The 25,578-nt window shown below is 45.1% G+C and carries 21 protein-coding genes; 8 read left to right on the forward strand and 13 right to left on the reverse strand.

Features of this window, described 5'->3' with window-relative positions; all coding sequences use genetic code 11:
* Positions 1–1,588: Calx-beta domain-containing protein (locus NDI35_RS21065; RefSeq protein WP_445314437.1), on the forward strand; the 1,588-nt coding region annotated here is incomplete at its 5' end.
* Between the two features lie 74 nt (positions 1,589–1,662).
* Here NDI35_RS21065 and NDI35_RS21070 read toward each other — a convergent pair.
* The 8 genes from NDI35_RS21070 to NDI35_RS21105 form a co-directional block, all read right to left on the reverse strand.
* The gene (locus NDI35_RS21070; protein ID WP_445314438.1) at positions 1,663–2,091 is read right to left on the reverse strand and encodes a hypothetical protein; all 429 of its coding nucleotides are present in this window, start codon (positions 2,089–2,091) and stop codon (positions 1,663–1,665) included.
* Positions 2,092–2,134: 43 nt separating this feature from the next.
* Positions 2,135–4,138 carry an iron uptake porin gene (locus NDI35_RS21075; protein ID WP_445314439.1) on the reverse strand — a complete coding sequence of 668 codons (2,004 nt, stop codon included), beginning with the start codon at positions 4,136–4,138 and terminating at the stop codon, positions 2,135–2,137.
* 167 nt (positions 4,139–4,305) lie between these two features.
* Complete coding sequence (locus NDI35_RS21080) at positions 4,306–4,440, reverse strand: hypothetical protein (protein WP_445314440.1); 135 nt, start codon at positions 4,438–4,440, stop codon at positions 4,306–4,308.
* 250 nt (positions 4,441–4,690) lie between these two features.
* Positions 4,691–5,893 carry a catalase family protein gene (locus tag NDI35_RS21085; RefSeq protein ID WP_445314441.1) on the reverse strand — a complete coding sequence of 401 codons (1,203 nt, stop codon included), beginning with the start codon at positions 5,891–5,893 and terminating at the stop codon, positions 4,691–4,693.
* Positions 5,894–5,906: 13 nt separating this feature from the next.
* Positions 5,907–6,029 (reverse strand): hypothetical protein, encoded by a 123-nt coding sequence (locus tag NDI35_RS21090; protein ID WP_445314442.1) that lies wholly within the window; start codon positions 6,027–6,029, stop codon positions 5,907–5,909.
* Positions 6,030–6,091: 62 nt separating this feature from the next.
* A complete protein-coding gene (locus tag NDI35_RS21095) occupies positions 6,092–7,711 on the reverse strand; it encodes a peroxidase family protein (protein ID WP_445314443.1) in 1,620 nt (539 codons plus the stop codon).
* A gap of 111 nt (positions 7,712–7,822) precedes the next feature.
* Entirely contained in the window at positions 7,823–8,866 is a 1,044-nt protein-coding gene (locus tag NDI35_RS21100; RefSeq protein ID WP_445314444.1) for a T6SS phospholipase effector Tle1-like catalytic domain-containing protein, read from the reverse strand.
* A 637-nt stretch (positions 8,867–9,503) separates the two neighbouring features.
* The gene (locus NDI35_RS21105) at positions 9,504–10,946 is read right to left on the reverse strand and encodes an MFS transporter (RefSeq protein ID WP_445314489.1); all 1,443 of its coding nucleotides are present in this window, start codon (positions 10,944–10,946) and stop codon (positions 9,504–9,506) included.
* Positions 10,947–11,756: 810 nt separating this feature from the next.
* Here NDI35_RS21105 and cbiD point away from each other — a divergent pair.
* The 4 genes from cbiD (at position 11,757) to NDI35_RS21125 (ending at position 16,478) form a co-directional block, all read left to right on the forward strand.
* Entirely contained in the window at positions 11,757–12,878 is a 1,122-nt protein-coding gene (gene cbiD, locus NDI35_RS21110) for a cobalt-precorrin-5B (C(1))-methyltransferase CbiD (protein WP_445314445.1), read from the forward strand.
* 347 nt (positions 12,879–13,225) lie between these two features.
* A complete protein-coding gene (gene guaA / locus NDI35_RS21115) occupies positions 13,226–14,827 on the forward strand; it encodes a glutamine-hydrolyzing GMP synthase (protein WP_445314490.1) in 1,602 nt (533 codons plus the stop codon).
* Positions 14,828–15,210: 383 nt separating this feature from the next.
* Complete coding sequence (locus tag NDI35_RS21120; RefSeq protein ID WP_006631949.1) at positions 15,211–15,426, forward strand: hypothetical protein; 216 nt, start codon at positions 15,211–15,213, stop codon at positions 15,424–15,426.
* A gap of 155 nt (positions 15,427–15,581) precedes the next feature.
* Entirely contained in the window at positions 15,582–16,478 is an 897-nt protein-coding gene (locus NDI35_RS21125) for a pirin family protein (protein WP_445314446.1), read from the forward strand.
* 216 nt (positions 16,479–16,694) lie between these two features.
* Here the strand turns inward: NDI35_RS21125 and NDI35_RS21130 are convergent, their stop codons facing one another.
* The 3 genes from NDI35_RS21130 to NDI35_RS21140 form a co-directional block, all read right to left on the reverse strand.
* Complete coding sequence (locus tag NDI35_RS21130) at positions 16,695–17,273, reverse strand: TIGR04376 family protein (protein WP_445314447.1); 579 nt, start codon at positions 17,271–17,273, stop codon at positions 16,695–16,697.
* Positions 17,274–17,608: 335 nt separating this feature from the next.
* The gene (locus NDI35_RS21135) at positions 17,609–18,835 is read right to left on the reverse strand and encodes a hypothetical protein (RefSeq protein WP_445314448.1); all 1,227 of its coding nucleotides are present in this window, start codon (positions 18,833–18,835) and stop codon (positions 17,609–17,611) included.
* A gap of 684 nt (positions 18,836–19,519) precedes the next feature.
* Positions 19,520–21,442, reverse strand: a complete 1,923-nt coding sequence (locus tag NDI35_RS21140; protein WP_445314449.1) for an ABC-F family ATP-binding cassette domain-containing protein — start codon at positions 21,440–21,442, stop codon at positions 19,520–19,522.
* A gap of 199 nt (positions 21,443–21,641) precedes the next feature.
* Between NDI35_RS21140 and NDI35_RS21145 the strand changes: the two genes are divergently transcribed.
* On the forward strand, positions 21,642–22,799 hold the full coding sequence (locus NDI35_RS21145) for a PIN domain-containing protein (RefSeq protein ID WP_445314450.1): 1,158 nt from the start codon (positions 21,642–21,644) through the stop codon (positions 22,797–22,799).
* Positions 22,796–22,921 carry a hypothetical protein gene (locus NDI35_RS21150; protein WP_445314451.1) on the forward strand — a complete coding sequence of 42 codons (126 nt, stop codon included), beginning with the start codon at positions 22,796–22,798 and terminating at the stop codon, positions 22,919–22,921. The genes NDI35_RS21145 and NDI35_RS21150 overlap by 4 nt, the downstream gene beginning before the upstream one ends.
* 89 nt (positions 22,922–23,010) lie before the next feature.
* Here the strand turns inward: NDI35_RS21150 and NDI35_RS21155 are convergent, their stop codons facing one another.
* Complete coding sequence (locus tag NDI35_RS21155) at positions 23,011–23,076, reverse strand: hypothetical protein (RefSeq protein WP_445314491.1); 66 nt, start codon at positions 23,074–23,076, stop codon at positions 23,011–23,013.
* Positions 23,077–23,593: 517 nt separating this feature from the next.
* Here NDI35_RS21155 and NDI35_RS21160 point away from each other — a divergent pair.
* Positions 23,594–23,965: a DUF4342 domain-containing protein gene (locus tag NDI35_RS21160; RefSeq protein ID WP_445314452.1), complete on the forward strand. Its 372-nt coding sequence runs from the start codon at positions 23,594–23,596 to the stop codon at positions 23,963–23,965.
* Positions 23,966–24,051: 86 nt separating this feature from the next.
* Here the strand turns inward: NDI35_RS21160 and NDI35_RS21165 are convergent, their stop codons facing one another.
* A complete protein-coding gene (locus tag NDI35_RS21165; RefSeq protein ID WP_445314453.1) occupies positions 24,052–25,383 on the reverse strand; it encodes a serine hydrolase in 1,332 nt (443 codons plus the stop codon).
* Positions 25,384–25,578: the final 195 nt, after the last annotated feature.

Genomic DNA, 25,578 nt, shown 5'->3' on the forward strand with positions numbered 1-25,578 from the left:
AGTTCCCGCAGGGTTCACTCGTGTTACTCCAGTTCAAGCTGTTACTGTCGTTGCTAATCAGCCCACTAACTTTGACATTGCTAATGTTCGAGTACCACCACCAAATGTCACGGGTAGTATTAGTGGTAGGAAATTTATTGATGTCAACAATGACAGGACTTTTACACCGGGAACCGATCAACCTCAGCCGAATGTCACCCTATTTTTAGATATCAATAACAACGGTCGACTGGATATTGGAGAATCACCAACTCAAACAGATAATTTAGGTGGTTATTCCTTCTCGAATTTACCCCCCGCTACCTATACTGTTCAAGAAATAGTTCCCGCAGGGTTCACTCGTGTTACTCCAGTTCAAGCTGTTACTGTCGTTGCTAATCAGCCCACTAACTTTGACATTGCTAATGTTCGAGTACCACCACCAACTGTCACTGGCAGTATTAGTGGCAGGAAATTTATTGATATCAATACTAACGGCATTCTTGATGCGGGAGAATCAGGACTGGGAGGATCTACCATTTACCTTGATCTCAACAGAAACAGCACCCTTGATACCAGTGAACCATCAACAATAACAGATGTCACAGGTTCCTATCAGTTCAATAACCTACAACCCGGTACTTACACAGTTCGGGAAGTCGAACAACCGGGTTTTGTAGCCACTCAGGTTCCTAATCCAGTTACAATTCCTCCTGGTAGGGGTTTCAATGCAGAAAATATCAATTTTGGAAATGCTCCAACAACGCCGCCCATTGGCATTCCTGGGATTTTGCAGTTTAGTAACCCCAGCTATTCAGTGAATGAAGATGGTACAACCAGTCTGGAAGTGATGGTGACTAGAACTGGAGGTAGTTTGGGAACAGTGGATGTGACTGTATTAGCGAGTGACGGCACTGCAAATGCAGGAACAGATTATAATGCTACACCGATTACTGTTTCGTTTATCGATGGGGATACCACACCCAAAACTATCCGAATTCCCATCATTAATGATTCTCTCTTTGAACCCAATGAAACTATTAATCTTTCCTTAGTTAATCCCACAAACGGAGCCACTTTAGGTGTACAGACTGCTGCAACCTTAATAATTAATCGTAGCGATAGTGGTCTCCCCTTAAATATAGATAATGTGGGTAATTTACAAAGTATTGCTAGAGATCCTTTAATTCGAGAATCGGGTTTTGACTTGTCTGCAAATGCTTTGGCAATTGTCAGTGCACAGCAAGGAGGAAGCGGTAATTTTATCGATCCTTTGATTAACCCCGGACAGGTTGCTCGTGGGATTACCTACGATGAAGGACAATCAATTATCATCAATTTAGCCAATGGATTTGATCAAAAATTCAGCTTCCGTTATGCTTCTCCATTTGCCGAGCATCAAGTAACGATTTATGATGGAGTGAATGGAACAGGAAATGTTTTAGCCTCAGTACAATTGCCTCGAACAACTGACTCTAATTTAACGCCCGGTGCTTATATTTTAGAAAGCAATCCTTCATCAAATCTGTTGTTTCAAGGGATTGGCAAATCAGTAATTCTAGGAAACCAACCTAATAAACTGGTGATCGGCGATATTACTTTTGGCTAAAGTCATTCTATTGTTTATCCTTGGAAAACTCACTTGGGGAACGCTCTGTTCCCCTTGAGTGTATGCGTAATCCCTTAATTACGTCCTCTTTGAGAGGGAATAATAACATTTGTTCGGTCAAACGTGGGAGATAAATTTAGTTGTCCAGGGCGCAACTGACCTGCTGCATTTTGTCCGTTAAACCCTACTTTTTGTAAAGAATCTACCGTTGTAGCCACTCCACCTGTCCCACTCAGGGGATCGGCAGTTCCCCCTAAAGCATCATTTAAAAATGTCTCCCTGAATCCCCTTCTTCTTCTTGCTTCTGGATCTTGTGTTTCTTCAAAAAAAGTAGGTCGGATACGTCGAGCTTGAGCAATAGTTTGAGTTTCTGAAATGGAGTGAGACGAGTTTAAACTTTCTGCTTGGCTATGTGAAGGAAAAAATCCTATTCCTCCTATGCTCAGAATCACAATAGCCAGGAAGGGATTCAGAAATTTTGAGTTGGGTAAATACTGATTCACGATTTTAATCTCCAAAACTTGTGTTCAATTGAGGACAAACTGTTTAGAACAGAAATGTTGTTCTGAGGACACCCATAAAAATTGTGTTATTATCAGCATTATGTTCAGGAGCCGTAATAACAAAGAAACCCGGAGTAACAAAAATATTATCAGATACACCCCAGCGATAAAATGTCTCAAAGTGTAGAGACGTATTTCGATCGGTTCCGTTAGGTAAATCCCGACCTGCAACTAATTTTGGGGGTTGACCAATGATGAAAGCCAATAAGTCTCCCTCACGACCAAAGGGATCGGAAATCCCGACAGAAGCCGCGTAAGTTGTTGTATTAGCATAGGCATTGCTATTAAGGAAGTTCCCCATTGTAACACCTCCCCATGCCCCCAAGGTAACTTGACGATTAATCCGCCATTGAAACGATGCACCTAGAGCATTAACCTGTATGGGTTTCTCCAAACCGCCAGAAGTATCGGCATTTAAGCTACCTGTAAAGGTATCGAGGCTGCCATTGGCAGAGTAGGCGTTAATGTAAGTTAGACCTGCTAAAGTATTGCCAGAGGGTTTAATTAAAAACTGAACTCCCAATGTACTGTGATCGGAGCCACTGATACCTTGATTAGGATCGCTGCTGTTTCTTGTTCCATAGGCAACTTGCAATCGCAGCCAATCTGTTACTAACCAATCGGCACCTGCTCCTGCATCTAAGCTACCGATTTTAAAGAGAGGACTGGCTTCACCAAATCGAGAAATAGCTCCCCGTCCCGTATCAAAGTAGGGAGAATTCGCGGTAAGTACGTTGCTAAGACTGAAGCCGACAGGTCTAGCCGTAAAGACTACGCGATTGTTAAATGCAGGAAATCTGTATTCTAATAGGTCTAAGGCGATTCTGTTATTGGTATCAGTCTGAGAAGATAGCAGGGCCATGTCACCAAATCCTGGTTTCTCAACTGTTCCGGCATAGCCTCGATTGGGCGAGTTTCCACTAACTAAGCCAATTCTTAAGCGATCTAAACCACTAAAAGATGAGACGGTTCCCACACGCACCAAATTATTAAAAACGGGTTGGTTATTACTTTGGTCTCCAGGGGGGTCGCCTCCTGTTGCTGTGGCTAACGCAAAAATGGCTTCTCCTCCCAAAACTGTAGTTGTGGAGAATCGGTTAGCTTCGAGTTCAGCAGTACGAGCTTCTAAAGTATCAACCCGACCTCGTAAGGTAGCTAATTCTGCGGCAAACTCTTCTTGCAGTCGCTGTACAACGGCTAAGTCTTCCTGGGTTATTTTATCGACAGCAGATGCACCAATCAGTTCATTTACTCGTTGCAAGCAAGCATTCAAACCCGCCGCAAACTCGTAACGAGTCATGGCTCGATTCCCTTTATAAGTGCCATCGGGATATCCGCTAATACAACCGTAGCGTTCAACTAAAGATTGTAAGGCTTGAAACGCCCAATCGGTAGGCTGTACGTCGGACAGTTGGGAAACAGATGTCACCTGACCTTGAACTTTTACAAAGTCATCTTTAACCTCCTGATGTTGTACGTCGGACGCTTGAGAAACAGATGTCTCCTGACCTTGAACTTTTACAAAGTCATCTTTAACCTCCTGATGTTGTACGTCGGACGCTTGAGAAACAGATGTCTCCTGACCTTGAACTTTTACAAAGTCATCTTTAACCTGCTGAGGCTGTACGTCGGACGCTTGAGAAACAGATGTCTCCTGACCTTGAACTTTTACAAAGTCATCTTTAACCTGCTGAGGCTGTACGTCGGACACTTGAGAAACAGATGTCTCCTGACCTTGAACTTTTACAAAGTCATCTTTAACCTGCTGAGGCTGTACGTCGGACAGTTGGGAAACAGATGTCACCTGACCTTGAACTTTTACAAAGTCATCTTTAACTTCCTCTTTGAGAGTCGGGGCAATATTTTGAGGTGCGGTTGGGGTGATCGCACTTGATGGTAATGAGTCTAGAGACTGGGCAAATGTAGTATCCTGAAACGTGAGTACAAGTAATATTGGGAAAATTGACAAAAAATACTTTATTCGCATAAACTCCTTTTCATAACATATTTTTGTAACAATATAATATGATTGATTCAGGATTTACGCAACTGGCACATGGTGATGAGTGCGTTAGCGAAGCCCTCGTACAGGATCGTCCCAACTGACTCAGGAGTGCGATCCTCTTCGAGGGCAGCGCTAACGACGGATGTGAACTATCCTAGACGGACGTTGGCGATCGGCAATAAACCTGGTTTAATCGAATTCGCGATCGCACATACGGGATTTTTGAGAAGGTGCGATCGGCAAACCAATTTTTCGCTTTGTTGATAGAAGAGTCGGGAGTTCAACTTGCTGATATACTCTTGGTTTTACTTTTAGGAAATACTCTAAGTAAATCCACCTAATTAAACCTAAGCTCGGAAGGGCTAAAAGCTGGCTTTACAAGCATTCTTCCTGCTTTATTCTTCCTTATACTTAACACCATCAAACCGTTCTAGCAATGGAATTTGTTGACCAGGGATTCCCTCAAAGTAATTAAAGCAAGACCAGTTAGTAAGGGAATTAGTTTGGTGTTCTTTTTGCAAGACATCTATTCCCTTAAAATGTTTCTTCTCCAGTTGGTTCTTGGTGGACAAGACCTCGCTTTTGAAGGCGATAATTCGCTACAACGGGGTAAACAACACCGCGTATCCGATTGATCGCACCTACTGGACGATGAACTGCTAAGCCGTTCCAGGGAGAATATCTCAGGTTTTCGTTGAAATCCGATTGTTTTTCATAATCAATAATCTGATGCTTCACGGTGAGACGACCTACTCTCAAGAAGGGTGATTCCTTTTCCTTCCAGACATTGATGCCATCGTCGATCGGCATTTTTAGGCTGGTTTGGAACTGAATGCCAAAATCCCAACAGTATTGGGCATCAGGTTTCGCCAGGGCTTGAATTAGATCGTCCCGGTAATAATTGTCTGGTTTATTGGGATCTAAACCCAAGGCTTTAGCGCGATCGACAAAAGGAATTTTAGGAATTCCCGGTCGAGATTGTTCTGGAATTATCTCGTGGGGTGGTTTGCATGAAACCGGAGTAAACCCATACTTAATTACTGCGGGATATTCGACAGGAACTAGACCAGGCTGGGAGGGATCGAAATCGGGATAGAGACCCAAAGCAGAGGGTGAACCGCTCCAATATTTGGCTGTTAGCAAACTCTTCGGAGTCCGGCTACCCGTAAGCGTTGAGACAGCTAGAAAGTGTCTGGGATGTCGTATTAGCCACTTTTTCAATGCCTCTGGTGATTCAACCAGAGCAGAAAAAAAGCCGTAGTAGTCTTTGATGGTTTGGCTCACAAATAGCTCTGAATTGTGAACAATGATATCCTGGGTTTTTAACTCGTGGCTTTGCGCGAGTCGTTCCCCTTCCACCCCCATCACTTTCAGTGATATTGAGCGCGAATCTTTTTGGTAATCAGGGTATACTTTGGTAGCCCCGTTAGCAAATCGCAACCAAACAGGATATTCTTTGGGTTTTGCTAGCAAACCTTGCTTAAGGGAAATAGCATTGAGTCGGGAAGAAGTTAACGAAGCGCGTGTGCCCAATTCCCGTTTAATCGCTTCCTCATCAAAGTCAAAAATTTCCAGAGTTCCTTTAACGCAGGCATGAGCTTTGGCGTGAGTATCTCGCAGCGCCCGCTCCTTATTGCCGTAAAGATTATCCATCCGAAGCTTGGCCTGCTCAACCAAAAGATCGTAGTATTTGCGTTCGTCCTGTTCCGGATATTCGGTAAATAACTTCTTGCTCATAAATAACCTTCGGTTAATCGCTAAAAAAGGTTCTACACAAACCGTTGCCTCTGTTAAATAGTATAGCTGCTGGTGCAATTGCTCCCGAATTGCCGTAGGCGAGCGCTTGCCAAAATATCGCCTTTTTATTCCTCATTTTTGAGGGCGCAGGTGTCTTTGCAACCCCAACTAATTTGAGTCTTAGTTGTCAGCTACAGCTTAAAGATCGAAGGAGACTTTGTACTTGGGATCGCTTGGAGGAACATTACGATTCACTAAATCAGAGACTGTTTTGGTATTTTGGATAATTTCCCAACCAACCTCGGAAAAAGTTTCCTTATTGAAGACTTTAGGCGATAACAAAGGATTAGTTAAAGCTTGCGAGAAAGCATCAATGCCAATTATCCGTGCTACTAAAGGCGGAATTGCGGAATTTTTCCGGACATCTTCAGCGTACAATCCGACAAATAGTTCAATCTTATCAACATGACCGTACAACTCTTTTAATTTCTGTTGAGCGTATTCGTCACCCGTAATTTGATTGAAATCAGTCACCCTGGGATAACCACACATTTCGCGGTAATCGTTATAACTGGCTAACTGCGCCTGCCGTCCGAGTTTAACAGATGCTAGTTCGGTAGCATCAATAAATGTATAGGGTGTTCCTGCGATATTAAAATCAGGTGTGTTAAACAAACCAATTCTAGTGCCTGGTTGGGAACAACTTTCTTCCATCAATGCACCCAACCCTTTATCGATTAACATCTGATTATTCCAGAGGGAATCGTACATGGATGTTTCTTTGCCGTCATAGGTAAAGGTTTCCGGAAGCGCACTATGCCAGCGATAGACAAAACTAAACTCAATCGCCATCCAATTTTCTCGATACCAACTTTCCTTGGTAAAAGCTTCAGGATCGGCAAAGAACCTAAAATTATAGGGCGTAATGTGGAAAATGTACTCTTCCATAATGATATTGAGAACAATCACCAGGAGAATATTTCTCGCAGTTTGGAAGAGCCTCTCATCGTCCCATTCCGGATAGCTTTTGGACAAAACATCACAAATTCGATTATGCTCCCTGATACATAAAGTGTTGAGCATGACATAGCCAATTTGGACGTTTGCCCGTTCAACTCCCATTGCAAATAGCTTGCCTTTCTTTTCGGGGGGTTGTCTTTTCTCATCATTAAGGGGTGCATGAAGACCTTCAAATTGAGGATCGATAATACCCTGCTCAGGATCTGCATAATAAAAGAGTGGATACTCTTCTTCTACGCCATCTTTTCGCTTGAGTTTTTGGGTTTTAAATTTACCGTCTTTGAAAGCTCTGAGCATATTTGTTTGTTTGCGGGTCAACCCGTAAACATTACACATATCAATCTGATGGTTGGAGGTATTTTTGAAGCGGTTTTGCTGATCTATCCGGAGAAAACTATCTGTAAACCACTGCACCCAATAGGGAAATAGCAGAGTCGATTTTTCCGAATAAATGGTTTTTCCGTCTCTTTTTTGGAATAAGGTCTTTACTTTGTCTAGTGGTGGTAAATTTCCTTCTTTGTTAAATTCCGGGTCGGGAGGTAAATGTCGCCCAGTATAAGTCTTGTCTGTAAGTGAATCCCAAGAGATGTAGGTATCAGTTTTCTTGGGAATATCTGTTCCTGGAATTTTGGTATCTAAGCCCATTAAGCTATAGGGAAGCGGGCGAGTCGGAAGTTTGTAAATGATGCTATTGAGAAAAAATTTGTTTAGTTTACGTTTCAGAGGCTCGTAACTTTGAACTAAGTTCCAAATTGGTTTGAAATGAGTCAACGTATATGCTAAAGCTTTGTTGCTCAATCCATCTCTCGATGTATCTCTTGTCATGATTCCTTTTCCTTTCGATTGTTGTAGATTAGGTAGATTAGAAAATTTTCTGATGTTCGGTTCTGAGAGTTTGATAAATTTTTATCATTTTTCTCGATTTTCAATTACTTTGGAGAGAATCTTTTGCAGATTCTTAGGCCGATAGTCTTGGCTTTTTTCCAATCGCTCGATCACGCTTTCATGAAGATCCTCAATGGTCTCCCCCACCTCGCGCCACTTGATTCCTGCCAATTTGAAGAACCCAGGATCGTTTTTAAATGGAGCCTTATAATCAGGCTGGATATCCTTAATGGCCTCTGGCTCGAATTCAAGCTTCAATTCAAAGTCAGTGATTTGATCCAACATCCACTTCAAGACAGTATCTGATAACCCGCGGGATGCTGGCGTACCGCCGCCGATGCAGCCATGCTCGCCTGGAAACCAAACTTGACGAAGCTTCTGGTTCGGGGCATCAGGATTTTTCTTCATCGGGGTAACATCAAAGACTTCGCGAATTTCGTCGATCGCAACGGCGTGCAACGCATTCTCAATATCCTTATTTAAAGTGGTGTCGTGGAATTTGTACCTTGTTTTGATCTGTCCCTCAAACTTCTTCAAGGCGGGTACAAGAGGAATACCAAGGGCTCCAACGGTGTCGAAACAACCAAGCAAGGTAATCGGGACGCGCTCGCCCCGATCTTTGCCGTTTTCTTTGCGGAACCTCTTTGCTTCCTCATCATTTGGTTTAATGCTTCGGTTACGGTAAAGCTCGTAAGCTTCTGATGCCTTGGTAACATAACGGCGGGATAGGAGACCGGAGCAATAGATCATCCCCGCTAGACTCCTGACTGTGTAAGCACCGCGACTGAACCCGAATAGATAGATTTCGTCACCCCGATCGTAGTTGAAAGAAAGAAAACGATAGGCATCTTGTATATTTTTATCGATTCCCAGCCCAGTGACTCCGCCCACAATCTTGTTACTGTCCACTCCAATTCCCTCGTCATAAAACACGATCTGCGGAACCCCGTCACTGGCTGTCCGTTTCACGGCCTGGGCAAGCCGAACCACATTAGTTGGGCACTGAGTATCTAGTTTGTTCCAAGTTCCATCACAGCAAACTATCAGACGTTTCCCTGGTTTCGTCATTTTTATATTCTCTCTTTGAATCTGAAAATTTGATAGCGACCTGTAATTGCTAATCGGTTACTTGAGAATTACCACTTCCCGTTTTTCTGTCGCCTCACGCGATCCCTCCTAATTTCTTGGTAGACCAAATTATGATCTGGCTTGGCAATCTTGAGTTATTTGGATTCTCAGGATAGTAGTCTCAAAACACCATCTAGTCTAGTTAACTGTATTAAAATGTTAATTTTATTTATATTTCTTAAATTAAAAACTTTACAGCCTGAAATAGTAGCTTTGGTTCTGGGAAAAGGCTCGATTCTCTTAAAACGTAAAAAATGTAGAGCGTGAAATAGTAGCTTTGGTTATGGAAAAATGCTCGATTCTCCTAACAGGAGTAGCGCTCCGACGCCATAGCTAACAAACATTTAAACACATTTACGCTCTGCCTGGTCAGTTTTTAGAACAGCTATATCTTATCGATTTGTCAGTTAGCTGCAAGATAATGGTGACGTATTGGCAGAACAAATAGCAGATTTTGACTATGTTTTGGATTAAAATTTGTTTCAAGCACTCTCAGGTTTTGTGTGATGTGCTTGAAGTTTTTAACAATTTGTGAGCTTTTCTGGTTTCTCGATCGGCAAATTTGTGCGAAAATTTCCTAGCCCCGGTTAAATTTGAAACGTCCCAAAGTGGGGACGATCGACCGCAGCGACTGGCTACGAGGTTCTCGCACCAAAACCAAAGGCAGAAGAGCAATCAAGCGAACACCAGCCGAGAGGGCAAACACTGCTCCCAAACTCATGCCCGGAAGTTCGGCAAGAAAGCCGCCGGCGGTAGTTCCCAAAGCCCCAGCTAATCCCGCAACTGCTGCGGCGATCGCAAAATAAGTCGAAGGTTGCTCGATCGACGCTATCTCCATTTGAATATTGTTAGTACACAGCGCGATCGCGCCTAAAGTCGTTCCCCCCAACAAGTGCAGCAGCGGCAGCCACACCCATAGAGCAAAAGGGTAATTGCCCGTACCCAACCACAGCAAAGGCGTTATCGCCACCACCAGCCCCACCGCAATTAGCAGGGGGCGATTTCCCCAGCGATCGGCCAACTTACCCCAAAACATCAGCAGCAGTAGATTTGCGCCGGAACTTAAGCTCGTGTAAATCGTTACCAAACTCACATCCAAGCTTAAATTTTTCAGCAAGTAGATATTAAAAAAAGGCGCGCTGAGATTCACAGCAAATGTCCACACACTGAAGTAAAGAATAAACATTAAAAAATTAGAATCTTTCAACACAGAAGGCACAAAATCTGTTATTTGCTTTTCTTTTTTCTCTGTAAGGCGATCGCTCTGTGCATTTTTTTTGTATACCTGGGGATTCACATCTACCATGAAGGATTGACACCCCAAACTAATCATTCCCGCCAAAACACCCACCAATAAAACAATACCATAGCCAAAAATTGGACCGCCCTCCCAAGTTGACACTCCCAATCCCATCAGCGGCACTCCCAGCAAAGTGATGAGGCTAACAGCACTGTTGCGAAAGCCAAAATAGCGTCCCCGCAAGCGCTGAGGAACCACAGCAGCCATCCAACTGAACCAGCTAGAATTGGCCAAAGCTGCCAGCATGCTAGCTGCTACGACTGTTACCAGGGTCCATTGCAGCAGTAGGTGGGGGTCTGCGTGCTGGGAACCCCAAACAATTGCCACCGCCAGCGCCAGCCACAGCAGCCGCGACACGCCGAATACAAATAGGTTGTACCACCGGCGGCTGGTTGTGCGGTCTGCGATGTAGGCTCCTAGTGGTTGCAGGAGATTTACCACCATCGGAATAGCAAAAAATATACCTATTTCCACGCTGCTCGCGCCGAGTAGCAGCAAGAAATTGCTCAGCAGCACGCCGGTGGTCGCCGACTCGAAGATAGTGGCAAAAACGCCGTCTAGAGTTGAGGCTTTCAGGGTTGAGCGAACATCTTTTTTAGAAAATTTGAGAGCTGTTTTTGCAGAGAGAACGAGCTGAAATATTTTCGGGTCTACTATTTCTACTATTTCTGGAGTCGGAAGAGATAGAGGTTCATGTAACTCTGCAACTGGTTCCACCATAGTCAATCGATTTGAGATTGTAGATTTTAGATTAAAAACTGTCCAACCCAGGTTTGGTAATGGTTTGAGGCTGGCTGGCCATTAAATTATTTTTCACGCGCCGGTGTCAATAAAATTTAATCTTTCTGCTAAAAATTGCTGAGCTAGCCTGTTAAGATAAAACCAGCCCCGCCTTCAAGATGTGAGCTTGAAAGCTAGACTGGCACTTCCGGGTAATGGTTATTAATATAGATGGCAAGCGATCGCTGGGACATCAACCGCTTGGGAGATATAAGTTTGCTAATTGTCAAAAAGTAGGTTTTAGGGCTTAACAAGGAAGCGATCGCAGCATTTCTCCTGCCAAAAATTGCTCGAATTCTGCCTCAAACAAGTCGCCCCAAGGGCCAAAGCAAATTTCGCGCCCGATCCTCGACTCGGCTCTCAAACCTTTACGGCTAGCTAAATCTATAGAAGGAAGTAAGATCGACTTGCCGAGTATAGCTGCTAACGATTTGTACCTAATTCCTGGAATCGGTTTGTTCAGTCCCAGCGCTCACGATCGAGGTTCCGGGTTGTTTATGGAAATCCCCCGCACCTGCCCGTAAGGCTTCGGAGTGCGTTTTTGACGATCCTCTACGAGGGCTCCGCTAACGCACCTCAAAAAAATTGTGGCTGAGATCGGCAACTGCGAGGACAAAATTATTACTTGACAAAAATTACCCTAACTGCTGATAATAGCAAACCCTAAAATTAAGCTTAAATGTTTGAGGGGTATTATTGCTGCAGCCTGATGTCGAGCATCAGTAAATTTACGTATTTTTGCATTAGATTGTGACAAAAACTCAACCTTTATCCGGGTATACACTGCCAGTATTTGCCTGTGCGGCCGCACTTGCAGCTTTGCGGTGCTTGCGTGAGGGTATCCAGTCGGCTGATAGCGTATCAGTAAATTTACTGGAACCGCAAATAAGGGCAGAAATTCCGATCGAACAGGCGTCTGTACTCAAAACGGGTACCGCTTTAGGCGTGACTCGCTCCGATCCGGGGGACAATCTCGATCTGACTCGCAATACCCCCGTTTGGGCAATGGTGGAATTGGAGAGAGAAGGAGAGGGGGAACAAATACAGATTGTTGGCGGGGAGGGAATTGGACATCATAAAGCAGGTGGAGGAGCGGCAATCTATGATTATGCGATGCGGCTGTTGCGATCGAATCTGAGCCGAGAACTCGCACCATCCGAAAAAATTACTGTCACCCTGATTCTGCCGTCTGGCCGGCAACTAGCCACCCGCACTTCTAACGAAGCTTTCGGCGTGGTAGAAGGACTTTCGCTGCTGGGTACAACTGGCATTTCTCAACCGCTGAGTGCCCCTGGACAGTTGGAAGTTTACCGCGAACAACTGCAACAAAAAGCCGAACTGTTTGACTGTTTGGTTTTCTGCATCGGCGAAAACGGTTTGGATTTGGCGCGACAACTGGGGATTAATCCTGAGAGGCTAGTCAAAACCGCTAACTGGCTCGGCCCGCTGCTGGTAGAAGCCGGATATCAGGGCGTGCAGTCAATTTTGCTGTTTGGCTATCACGGGAAACTGATGAAATTGGCGGCGGGAATTTTTCACACTCACCACCACCTCGCTGACGGGCGCAGGGAAATTCTCACAGCTTACTGTGCTAAAGCTGGAATGCCCGCTGATGCGTGTTCCGCAATTTTTGCCGCAGCGACAGCCGAAGAGGCTCTCGGGCAACTGCGGGCTTTAGACGCGGAGTTTGGGAGCAATTGGGTCGATCGAATTTATGGCGACATCGCCCGACAAATAGACTTGCGGTCATCGGATTGCATTTTTACTCACACTAACTTGCACATCCCCGTGGGATCGGTGATGTTCGGGCGCGATCGCAAAATTATTGTTAAAAGTGATATAGGAGATACATTTTTGACCCAAATTTGTTAATGTAGTGTGAATATCCCTGAATTCTGTTTAAAACATCGGTCAGGGATAATATTTAACAAGTAATAATTCTCTGTCCCTAGACCTTAATTATACTAGGTTGCTTCAGTAAGCAATTTCTGAAGCAAGAATTCAATTAATTAGGGTAAGGATTGAAGTAAATCTATGCTTGCCCTGTGCCCTATTAATCGACTAACATCGCTGACTGCAATCTAGTATAAATAAGATTTATTCCTAGTGACCAATGGTTCCTCGCTTTCCTTAGAATTGTACTGAGACCGCGACAGATACCTGCGCTACTTTCTGCCCAATTAGCACTTAGCAATTACGCAATAACCGTGACTACTCAAATAGAAACTGAATCCGTTCTCACAAACTCTTTTCTGCAGCAGATTGATCGCCAGATCATCGTGATTCTCGACTTCGGTTCGCAATATTCCGAACTGATTGCTCGTCGAATTCGCGAAACTCAAGTATATTCAGAAGTTATTTCTTACCGCACTACTGCAGAACAGTTAAAAGCTATGAATCCTAAAGGAATTATTCTTTCAGGAGGTCCAAGTTCTGTATACGATGAAAAAGCACCCCACTGCGACCCAGAAATTTGGAATTTGGGAATACCAGTGTTGGGAGTGTGTTACGGGATGCAGTTGATGGTAAAGCAGCTCGGAGGCACGGTTGAGCGATCGAAATTAGCGGAATACGGCAAGGCATCGCTATTTATTGACGATCCTACGGATTTGCTGACAAATGTGGAAGAGGGCAGCACGATGTGGATGAGCCACGGAGACTCCTGTACTCAACTGCCGACGGGTTTTGAGATCCTCGCTCACACGGACAATACTCCGTCTGCTGCTGTTGCTCACCACGAGAAAAATTTGTACGGGGTTCAGTTCCATCCAGAAGTAGTTCACTCGATCGGGGGAATAGCTTTAATTCGCAATTTTGTTTACCACATTTGCGAGTGCGAACCGACTTGGACGACAGCTACTTTTGTGGAGGAATCGATTCGCGAAATTCGCGCGCAAGTGGGAGATAAACGAGTTTTGCTGGCTCTATCCGGTGGTGTAGATTCTTCTACTTTGGCTTTCTTGCTGCACAAGGCGATCGGCGACCAACTTACCTGTATGTTTATCGACCAAGGGTTTATGCGGAAGTATGAACCAGAACGGTTGGTAAAATTATTTAAAGAGCAATTCCACATTGACGTTGAATATGTTAATGCTCGCGAACGCTTTTTAGCTCAACTTGAAGGAATAACCGATCCTGAAGTAAAACGCAAGCGGATCGGTCACGAATTTATCAACGTATTTGAAGAAGAATCGAAACGTCTGGGCCCCTTCGACTACCTCGCCCAAGGCACTCTTTATCCTGATGTGATTGAGTCGGCTGACACTAATGCAGACCCGAAAAGCGGCGAACGAGTTGCTGTTAAAATTAAAAGCCACCACAACGTCGGCGGTTTGCCGAAAGATTTGCGATTTAAGCTGATCGAACCGCTGCGAAAACTGTTTAAGGATGAAGTGCGAAAAGTCGGCCGATCGATCGGGCTTCCCGAAGAAATCGTGAACCGGCAACCTTTCCCCGGCCCGGGATTGGCGATTCGGATTATAGGAGAAGTTACCGCAGAGAGACTAAATATTTTGCGGGATGCTGACTTCATTGTTCGCCAAGAAATTAACCGCCACGGATTGTACGGTGAACTTTGGCAAGCTTTTGCAGTTTTGCTGCCGATTCGCAGTGTAGGGGTGATGGGCGATCAGCGCACTTATGCTTACCCGATCGTTCTCCGGTTTATTAAGAGTGAAGACGGGATGACGGCTGACTGGGCGCGGGTTCCTTACGATTTGTTGGAACTGATCTCGAACCGGATTGTGAATGAAGTTAAGGGGGTGAACCGGGTGGTTTACGATATTACTTCTAAGCCACCGGGAACGATCGAGTGGGAGTGATTTGTAGTTAGAGATTAAGTAGGCGGACTAATTTTTTTGTCTGTCTACTTATTTTGATTTGGGATAAAAAGTCAACAGTCGTTACTTGTTGAGAATTGCTTGAAGAAGAGGTACTTCTTCCTATGAAGGTCTGAAACTTTTGCACAGCAGGAAGTTAAGACTCGTGAAAGACGAAAATTATCACGGTGTGATAGTCAAAGAGCGGAAGGTAGGTTGTAATTGTTCCACCGCTGCATTGGTTTCAATGTTGTGACTTCGATCACTGGTAACACGGACTTGGTTCACCCAATATTTTCAGTATTATCACGGAAAAAAACTAGCACCATCACTTGCTCTTAGAAGAAACCACGAGATGATTAAGGTGTCGAGTTCAAAATCATCCCATGTCTCCAGTTAATCTTCTCCCCGGCGCTATCAACGAATTAATTGCCACTGTCACCGATACTCACCGCGTTACCAAAGCTGACCGCTACGGCATGATGGCCGCCATCCTTGATGAGTCCATCAGTGAAGAAGAACGTGGCTCGCTCGATCGTCTGATTCGCTCGCTGGTCAAAGGTCGGATTCAAGTCAGTGATGAACTCTCCATCGTCTCGTAAGCAGAAAGCTCGTTGAGAACTCGACACTCTACAACAGCTTTCGATTGGGAAAGTTTAGACCCGTCACTGATATTGCGATCGCCGCCTACCAGGATAGCTTTTTGTATAATGCACTTTTGACATAAACGATTAGCGTTCCCAACTTCATAAACATTATGACGGATACCATCCAGCATCTCATTGAGCCACACATTCAAGATTTGGGTGGATTCCAAGCCCGCCGCTTGCTTCCCTCAGACGTTCTAGCATTGGTAGGCCCGTTCATCTTTTTTGACCATCTCGGCCCTGCGGTGTTTCCACCCGGCCGGGGCGTGGATGTCAGACCGCATCCGCACATAAACTTAGCAACCGTCACCTACCTGTTTGAAGGTGTTTTGCTGCATCGTGATAGTGTCGGCAGCGTTCAAGAAATCCGTCCTGGTGCGGTGAACTGGATGACGGCAGGGCGAGGCATTGTCCACTCTGAACGCACGCCTGACGACGATCGCAGCAAAGAAGCCATCCTGCATGGCATTCAAACATGGATAGCACTTCCCGATGAATACGAAGAAACCGACCCCTGGTTTCGGCATCATCCGGCTTCTGAGTTGCCTGTTTGGGAGGATGCAGGAGTTTCCTTCACCCTAATTGCGGGTGAGGCCTATGGTCGCACTTCCCCAGTTCAAATATTTTCACCCATGATTTATCTGGACGTGCAACTGACTGCTGGAAGAGAATTTACCTTACCGGGTCATTACAGCGAACAGGCGGTTTACAGCGTAACAGAGGGGCTTGTTATTGATGGAGTGCCTTTAGAACAACATCGGTTGGCTGTTCTCACTTCCGGCACGGAAGTAAACATTTCTGCTTCAGGCAAGGCTCGCTGTATTGTGATTGGCGGTGAACCTGTTGGTGAGCGCCATAAGTGGTGGAATTTTGTTTCGAGTCGCCACTCGCGCATTGAGCAAGCCAAACTCGATTGGAGAGAGGGACGGTTTGGTCAGGTTCCTCAAGAGACAGAGTTTATTCCGCTGCCAGAAGAGCCACCTTCTCAAGCAGAGCAACCGTTGTGAATAACCGCAGCGATTTAAATTAAAAAACAGTTTTTTGATTCAGAATTCGTCTTTTTCACCTGACGGGGTTGTCACCCCGTCAGATTGGTGGATTGACTGCCGAGACAAATCATAAGTTTTTTTACTTGATTAGAGCTTTTGTTTATACCATTAGTTGCACCAGGAATCCGAGTTCCGGGATGAACCCGTTCCTAAAGGATTGGGATGCTTTCGTAACTATCGGCCTATATTCCGCTTCATTTGATCGAGTTCTTCGTCTGCTTCCCAGCGTTGAAACTTTTGTTCTAAAGGGTCGGCAGCCGTAAAACTGCTATAATTTGAACTCTGATTCCAACCCTTTGTATCCCAATTCTGCTCTGTTTTAGTGGTGGTAGTTCGAGTTGCAGCTTCTGCGGCTTTTGCTCGGACTTCTTTTCGCCGTACTTGAATTTGGCGATACAGTTCTTTTGCTTTTTCAATCCGTTCTTTGCAGCCTTGCATTTGACCCCAGCGCTGATTTCCCTGACGCAACAAAGCGGCTTGCCGCTCTTGGGCGGCTTGAGCTAAATCGAGCCTTTGAGCAGCTTTAGCTTTGTTGATGCGATCGTTCCAGCGCTGAATTTCTTGAGCGGCGGAGAGAATTTCGGCTTGCAGTTTTTTCTCTTGTTTTTGGATATCGAGAATCAGCCGCAGAGTGTCTTCTTCTTGTTCCTTCAGTTGTTCTTCTATTGCCTGCAGTTCCAGATGGGGATTGCTACGCAAAAATTCTTCTAATCGGGTTTCTAGAAAGCGGCTGAAATCATCAAATAAGCCCATTTTTTATAATTCCTCAGTCATTAGTCCTGGGTCATTAGTCATTGGTCATTAGTTATTAGTCATTGGTTCTTAGTCACGGGAGATCGATTATTGATCCTGAGTTGTTAGTTATAGCAGAAGAAAGTTCGGCAACGAATTGGGGAACCGATTTAACGGATAGAAGCAAGAAGTAATAAGAGCAATGGTTTCAGCAATTAAGAACGTCTTGGCGGTTCCTATATTATAACTGTTTTCACTGCTCGTGATATACAGCCCGATCGCTGCCCATTACTGATTACCGATGACCTCACTCATAACTAATGACTGATGACTAATGACTGATAACTGATAACTGATTAGAATTTTTGGCCGACAAAAACCGATCGCACATCTCCTCCCTTGCGGATAACGGCTTCTTGATTTTTGATTTCTGCCAGCGTCCAACCGCTAGCGCCGATGCTTTCGCCGACATAAATTCTGCGGGCTACGCCGTCTACTTCAAACAAAGCAGCCGATCGATCGCCCAACTCCAAAATCCCTACCAGCGTGTGGGCCGAAGTCGGGGCGCTGCTGACGGCCGGTGCGGATTGCTCGGGCGCGGGCGCGGATTGCTGGGCTGCTGCTGAGGGCGCTGGTGCCGGTTCGGTTTCGCGAGCCAAAATCTTTGGCTGGGGAGACTCCGAGGGGGAAGGGGAAGCGGCGAGGGTATCTCGATCACCCGCAGCGGCGATCGCACGACCGGAGGCTGGAGCAGCCGGCGAGGGCGAAACTGCGCTGGTTTGAGGAGCAGCCGGAGCCGCAGCTACCGGAGCAGGCGGAGCCACAGTCACCTGAGCGGGGGGAGGGATGACTACGATTTGGGGTGCAGGTGCTCCCGGCTGCGCGCCGGCTTGTTCTAGGGCATCAGCAATTCGGTTGACTGCTGAAGACAGACCTGCGGTTGCCGGAGGCGCGCCGGAAATTGGAATGCTCGGCAGCGTCCCTGCGGTGGGGGCTGCGGGAACTCCTGCAAGTTGGGGGTTAGCTTGGGGTGCTTTTTTTTGTTCGATCGCTTCTAGGGATCGCTGCACATATTCGACAAACTGGGTATCTGGTGCTGTTTTGCCACTTGCTGCGGGTGTCTCTGGTGCAGGGGCGGCGGGCAAGCGCACGAGTCCCGACCTGCTTGCGAGCCATAACCCCATGACTAGCAGCAGCGACCCACATGCTGCTCCCAGCAGGATTCTGTCGAAGGATTGTTTGGACTGCTGTTTTTTGGCTGTTTCTAGGGCGACTTGGCGGGCGATCGCTTCTACGTCTTTTTCGCCCCCCTGCGGCTGGGGGGGCGCCAACTGCGACAAAACTATTTGAGGTACCGAGATCGACTTGAGCGCCACGAATTCAGGCTGCACTGGTTCCGATGGCAGTCCGCCACTGCCGTCGAATGCTCGATCGACTCCTTCAAACAGTTCGTCCATCAACCGATCGGCGTAGGACTCTACTGCCACTGCTTCGGCTGGCACTGTTTCCACCGTCGCCCTCACGGCGATCGGCTCTGACGCTGATTCCAAAGACATCTGTTTGGCGATTACTTTTTGAGGCATAGTTTTCTGTTTGCTCCCGCTCCTCGACAACCCTGAGATTCTCAACTTCAGACTTCTACAGGATAGTTGTGATGTTGACCAATTCTTGGTTAAGAACAGGTCAATTGTATCTCACCCATCACCATATTTTTAGTCCTCGGCCAACTTAACTTTGCCCGATCGACTTTTGTTTTACCTGTTTTGTGCCTTTTCGCCCCTGTTTTCTGCTGCCCGTCTTATTTGCTTACCCTGACTTTTACTGCATATTCTACTGCTGTTGTCAACCCCACCCTCCGGGGCTTCGCAGTTTTGGACACACAGCTTTACTTGAGGCGATCGCAAAAAAAGCGGGTTTTTTGTCGCTGTTTCCGATCTCTTTGCAGCTTTGACAAGGATTTCAGAGTTTTACCCGTCTTAAGTTTGTTGGTCAATTTGGTTGACAGTAGTAACAGGTGACTTATTTTATAACTTTAATCCAACATAGCTTCATCACACTTAGGTAATAAATTGTCAAAGGTTGCCAAACCGTCGGCTAAATAAGAATTATTCCTAATATTTTTTTGCAAGACTATTTGTAATATGAAAATAAAAAACTCTTGAAATTTGTCAATATATATTCGTTTCAGCATGGGGTTTTTTCCGCCATAATTCCTGTAGCTCCTGCCATTGTTAGCAGGAGCTAAACACCACATTCGGATAGCCCAATTAACCAACCCGTTCGGCTAACTCCAACCAGCGCTCAGTCGCATGATCGATCTGCTGCGTCAACTGAGCTAAACGATCCGATAACTTCTTTACCTCCGCAAACCCGCTCGGAGCATTGTTAGACAACCTCTTCTCAATCTCTTGTTTCTCAGCTTCCATCTTCGGAATTTGACTTTCTAATTGTTCATATTCTCGCTTATCATTGAAGGAAACTTTGGTAGATTTTTGAGTGGAGTTTTGGGGTTTTGAATTATTAGATTCAGCCGTGCGTGTAAGTTTTTCTTTGTCTTTTTGTCCTTTGATTTCCTTAGCTTCTTCGGCTTTCTTGTAGTCTAAATACACCGAATAATTGCCGGGATACAAGCGCAAATTGCCGCCCGGTTCCAAGGCGAAAACCATGTCGATCGTGCGATCGAGAAAATAGCGATCGTGGGACACCACAATCACGCAGCCGTTAAAATCTTCGAGATAATCCTCCAAAACCGCCAAAGTCTGCACGTCTAGGTCGTTTGTTGGTTCGTCCAAAATCAGCACGTTCGGCGCACTCATCAGCACTTTCAACAGAAATAAGCGGCGCTTTTCCCCGCCCGAAAGTTTGTTAATTGGTGCATACTGTTGGTTCGGTGGAAACAGAAACTTTTCCAACATTTGAGAAGCGGTAATGATTTCCCCATCCGCCGTTTGCACCAATTCCGCCACACTTTTCAAGTATTCAATAACTCGCTGGTCTTCGTTCGGCGTCAAATCCTCTGAATGCTGGTCAAAATAACCGATATGAATGGTTGTGCCAATTTCGACAGTACCCGAATCCGGCTGAATGCGTCCGGTGATGATATCCATCAGCGTCGATTTTCCCGCACCGTTGCAGCCAATAATTCCAATCCGGTCTTCGGGAGTGAAATTGTAGGTAAAATCTTTAATTAAAGTGCGATCGCCGTAAGCTTTACTGATATTCAGTAACTCAATCACCTTCTTACCAATCCGGCGGCCCGCTGTCGCAATTTCGACTTTGCCGTTGGCTGTTTTGAACTCCTGGGCTCGCATATCTTTAATGCGATCGATCCGAGCTTTTTGCTTGGTACTCCGCGCCTTCGGCCCGCGTTTGAGCCATTCCAATTCGCGCCGCAATACACCCGCGTGTTTGCGAACTGTGCTGGCGGCGGATTCTTCAGCTAAGGCTTTTTTCTCCAAGTAATAAGCGTAATTGCCAGCATAATTGTAAAGGTCGCCGCGATCGATCTCCAGGATGCGATTGGTAACGCGATCGAGAAAATAGCGATCGTGGGTAATCAGTAGCAAAGCACCGCGATAGCCGTTCAAATAGTTCTGCAACCACTCCACAGACAGCGCATCCAAGTGGTTTGTCGGTTCATCCATCAGCAACACATCGGGCTCGGACAACAAGGCCGTTGCTAAGGCAATTCGCTTGCGGTAGCCGCCCGACAAGTCGGCAATTTTCGCATCAAAATCCTCAATCCCCAACTTGGTCAAAATCAATTTCGCCTTCGTTTCCAAATCCCACGCATCCACCTCATCAATGCGTTCAGACACCGCAGACAGACGCGCCATCAACTTGTCTGTATCGCCTTTGCCGTGAGACATTTGTGCGGAAATTTCCTCGTATTCTCGCACCAAAGCCATTTGTTCGCCGCTGTCAGCAAATACTTGCTCTAAGACAGTGTGATTTTCGTCTAAATCCGGCTGTTGGGGGAGATAGACAATTGTAGACCCTGGATTGACCCAGCGATCGCCAGAGTCGATCGACTCCATACCCGCAATCATTTTCAGCAGGGTTGATTTGCCGGAACCGTTTGTGCCGATGAGTCCGACTTTATCGCCTTCATCGAGGCTGAAACTGGCATCTGTCAAGAGTTCCTTGATGCCGAAGTCTTTTTTGATCGATCGCAGAGTAAAAATAGTCATGAGTATAGAAAGTCATTTACCTGACTTAGTTTAACGCAAGTTCGATCGAGTCCGGCTGCATGGATATGGTCTGTCGTTCCGATGAAACTTCTTCAAGACAAGGGCGAACTCGATTTTTATGGCTATATAAATCTTGATAAATGTTAAGAATATTGTAAAATATTTATATTAATATCTTATATCTGCGTGACTTAAATATATGGAACTAAATGAACTTAAGGAGCTTGTCAGAAGGGGAGAGGTTGGAGCAATTAGTTTGGATACATCAATTTTTGATGCTCAAGGGTTAAAGCTAGAGTCGGGGCTGCTTAAGCAATTAGAGCAATTTCTAGATAGTTCTACACAGTTGATTATCTCCGAGGTGGTTAAAGAGGAAGTATTATCGCACTTAACTAAAAAAATCAAAGAGGCACAAAGCAACATTGATAAATCCCTCAAAGACGCTAAGGATTATTTGCAAGTTGAGGATAGTGATATTGAAAATATAAAAAACTTAGTTTCCGGTGGACGTGAAGCACAAAAAGTTGCATCTGAGCGATTTAGTCAGTTTATAGAGGCTACATCTCTGGAGATTATCAAAGCTCAAGATTATTTAATAGTCAGCGAACTCATACAAAAATATTTTAGAGCCCAACCCCCTTTTTCTGAAAATGGTAAGAAAAAAAACGAGTTTCCTGATGCAATTGCTTTAATTTCTCTTGAGGCCTGGGCTAATAAAAATCAAACAAAAATTATTGTTGTTACATCTGACAATGACTGGAAAAATTTCTGCAAAGGCTCTGAACTACTTTGCTATAGCGATGATTTGGCAGGGGTTTTAGGACTGTTTCAAAATGCTGATGATCTATGTAGACATTTATCCCAACAATATGAAAATGGCGTTCTTGAAGATGTAAAACAAGCTGTGTTTAATGCTTTAAAAAATAAAATTTTTGAAAGGGATATTTATCCAGAGGCTAACTCTTGTTTTAATTATCAACACGAAGTAACACAAATCAACGTCACGGGATTTGAATTTGAATTGCTTGAGTCTCCTAACATAATATTTAGACCAGTTAATTTTGATGATAATAGCTTGATAGTTGAATCAAAATTAAGTGTTGATGTCAATGTGGAGTGCCGTTTTTCATTTTATGTCTACGATCATATCGACAAAGATAATGTTGGAATAGGAGGCTGTAGCGTAAATACTCAAGACAATTTGGAGGTGGAGGTTTTAATTACATTTGTAGGTGATTTTAACAGGGTTGGTGCACAGGTCGAAGTAGATGAGGTTGAAGTGGAGATGAAAACACCTGCCTGGATTGATTTGGGGGATATTGCTCCAGATTGGGAAGACGAAGATTATGACGAGTGAAAAGCGACATAACAAACTGCGTACTGTACAAAACCTCGATCGCTCAATTCGATCGCGCAGGCTATCGGTGTCATGCCCGTAAATTGCCGAAACTGTGTGCTGCGAATGACTGTGGCTATTGAACCCACACCAATACGGCAATGTACATAATCGCTCTCGAAAGTTTCAACAATTGCTTTGCCCGTTTTACCCGTTGGGCGATCGAATATGGTTAGGGAGATGTGCCGCTCGACTGCTTCAACAGATGGCTGAAATGAAATTGACTCATGCCCAGCAATTGAGCTAAATCTGCAAGCTTAATAGCTTGATTCAGATGTTCATTGATGTACTCGGTTTGCGTTTCTGATTTTATTGTACTTCGCCAGTGCGATCGCTATCTCTGGGATGCTTTTGAGAACTGGCATTGCAAGCCATAGCTTGATTGTGCCTAGATAGCAATCACTTTTGAAGTCATTGTAGAAATATAAAATTTTAATTTTAATAATTTTCCCTGACTTTACTTCGCTTGGTGTCCAACTTAAAGATTCAACAGACAGCAGCCACCTTGGCATAGCTGGCAATACGCACCTTACTTGTATCTAGAGACGGGTTGTTTAAACAATATTTTCTCTATCTTTAGGAAGAGATAAACCCGCCCTATCTAACGCCACAAAAATAATGTTGTGAGTAAAAAGACGGGGGTGGAAAGTACGAATGCAGATTGTAGGGTTTCCTTGCCTGTCATTCCCAAGTGCGATCGCCGAAGATAAGAGTATAGAAATTAAACGGCTGGTTTTCACCCGCCCTTACACAAAATGAACTCACAAATAGAACAACAAGTAACAATTCTACAAGACGAAACAGCAGCGGCCGGGAATTCAGCCAACCCAACAGTTGAAACTCATGTATTCGCCTCAGAATTTGTAACCGAGGAAAAAGTCAGAGTGGAAGAATTTAAGATTAGCGGCGACAGCCTAATTGGCAAAGTCAAAGAACTAATTCAGCAAGGAAAACTCCGCCGCCTCGTCATCAAAAACTCGCAAGGGCGGACTTTGGCAGACATTCCGCTGATGGCGGGATTGGTAGGTGGCGTTGCAGGCTCAGTAGTCTTTCCAATTGCTGCTGTACTGGCTACAGTTGGGGCAGTTGCGGCTCATTTGACTGTAGCAATCGAGCGCAAAGAATAGTCCTTAGTAATTAAAAATCTTCTCTTCAAGTCCGCGAAGGCGGACTTTGTTTGTTTAGTAGCGATTTCAATCGCCGAATTGTCTGATCAACGCAAATTATCCGGTACTGTCGCCGCAGGTTGGTCTAAATAATTGTAAACAATCCGCGAAATTCGACGGACAAAATCTCTCACAATCGGGTCATTGTAAGGACGTTTGACAAAGATTGCCGCTAAATAACGCTTACCGTTGGGCATATCAATAATTCCCGCATCGCCAACCACAAAGCCGATATCTCCGGTTTTGTCAGCAATCACGGCTCCTGGGCCCAAACCGGAAGGCAAAAGCGTTCTAGTTGTAGTATGCCGCAGTAATTCTAAAGCTTGTTCCCGGCTCGATTCAGAAACTAATTTATCGCGAGACAGCATCGCCAGCAACTTTACCATATCCACAGAACTTGTTGTATTTGTTCCTTGAAAATCGCCGAGCCAATTGCGAATTCTCGTATCAGTTAATCCCCAAGTGCGAAAACGCTCGTTGAGTTTAGCAATTCCCCCCAAACGTTCAATAATCATGTTGGTGGCTGTATTGTCGCTGATGGTAATCATTTTATCTACGGTTTCTCTGATGCTAAACCGAGTGCCATTTGGTCTGTCTTGCATAGTGCCAGAACCGCTGGCTACTAAGTCGGACTTCATAACTAATGTTTCGTCTAGGCTAACTTTGCCTGCGTCTACATCTTGATAAAAAGCAATCAGAATTGGTAGTTTGATGGTACTCGCGGCCGGAAATACTCGATCGCCCTTGATATCCAAATAGTTTCCTGTATCTAAATCCAGAAAAAACATTCCGGCGCTCAGGGATCTATACTGTGCGATCGCACTTTCGATTTGAGGCTTGATGGCTGTCATTTCCAAGCCTGTTGACATCCCCAAATCAGCGGAATAGTTTCTCTGATTTCCCGGCGGAACAGTAGGCGTAACTTGACCTGCTGCTTGTTCTATGCGGGTAATAGCTGTTGGGATCAAAGACTCGTTCCCCGCTATTTGCTCGGGATTTGGTAACTGAAATGACCAGCGCGTGGCAGATTCTCTAATGACTCGGACTTTTTGCGGGTCTAACTTATAACCGGGAGTTAATTGTATCACTAACCTGGTAGTTCCGGTGTCAAATTGCCCGACTCTAATTTGTTGAATAGCTGAGTTGTAGCTTTGAGGAGTTTCGGGATATTCCAAAACAATTCCCGGTAAATCAATTACTAAGCGGGTGGGATTAGCAATTAGTTTAACTTCCGGCTGAACTCCTGAATCTGTTGTTAAATTGAGCTGATTTTTGCTCGCCTCGAAGTGCCAAGATGTTAGTGTATCAGCTTTTGCGGGCAGGGCGATAGAGAAAAGACTAAGGGCGGCCGGCAACAGCCATCGCAGTTTTAGAGTCATGTTTAAAGAGAAAGAGTTTAACGGCTGCAACGAGAAAGCGGCTGGAAAAACGTTCTCAACCGCTTTCGAGGCGAAGCACATAGCATCCTACAGTCAACTCTTGCTCCCAGCCGTATTTTTTTTATTTTCTTTGAGAGTATCCCGTTTCCGGGACTCATATCAAATCCGGTTCTATTACGCCTTTTTCTTCCTGTC

Source organism: Microcoleus vaginatus FACHB-2002, assembly GCF_040004035.1.
GTDB lineage: Bacteria > Cyanobacteriota > Cyanobacteriia > Cyanobacteriales > Microcoleaceae > Microcoleus > Microcoleus vaginatus_C.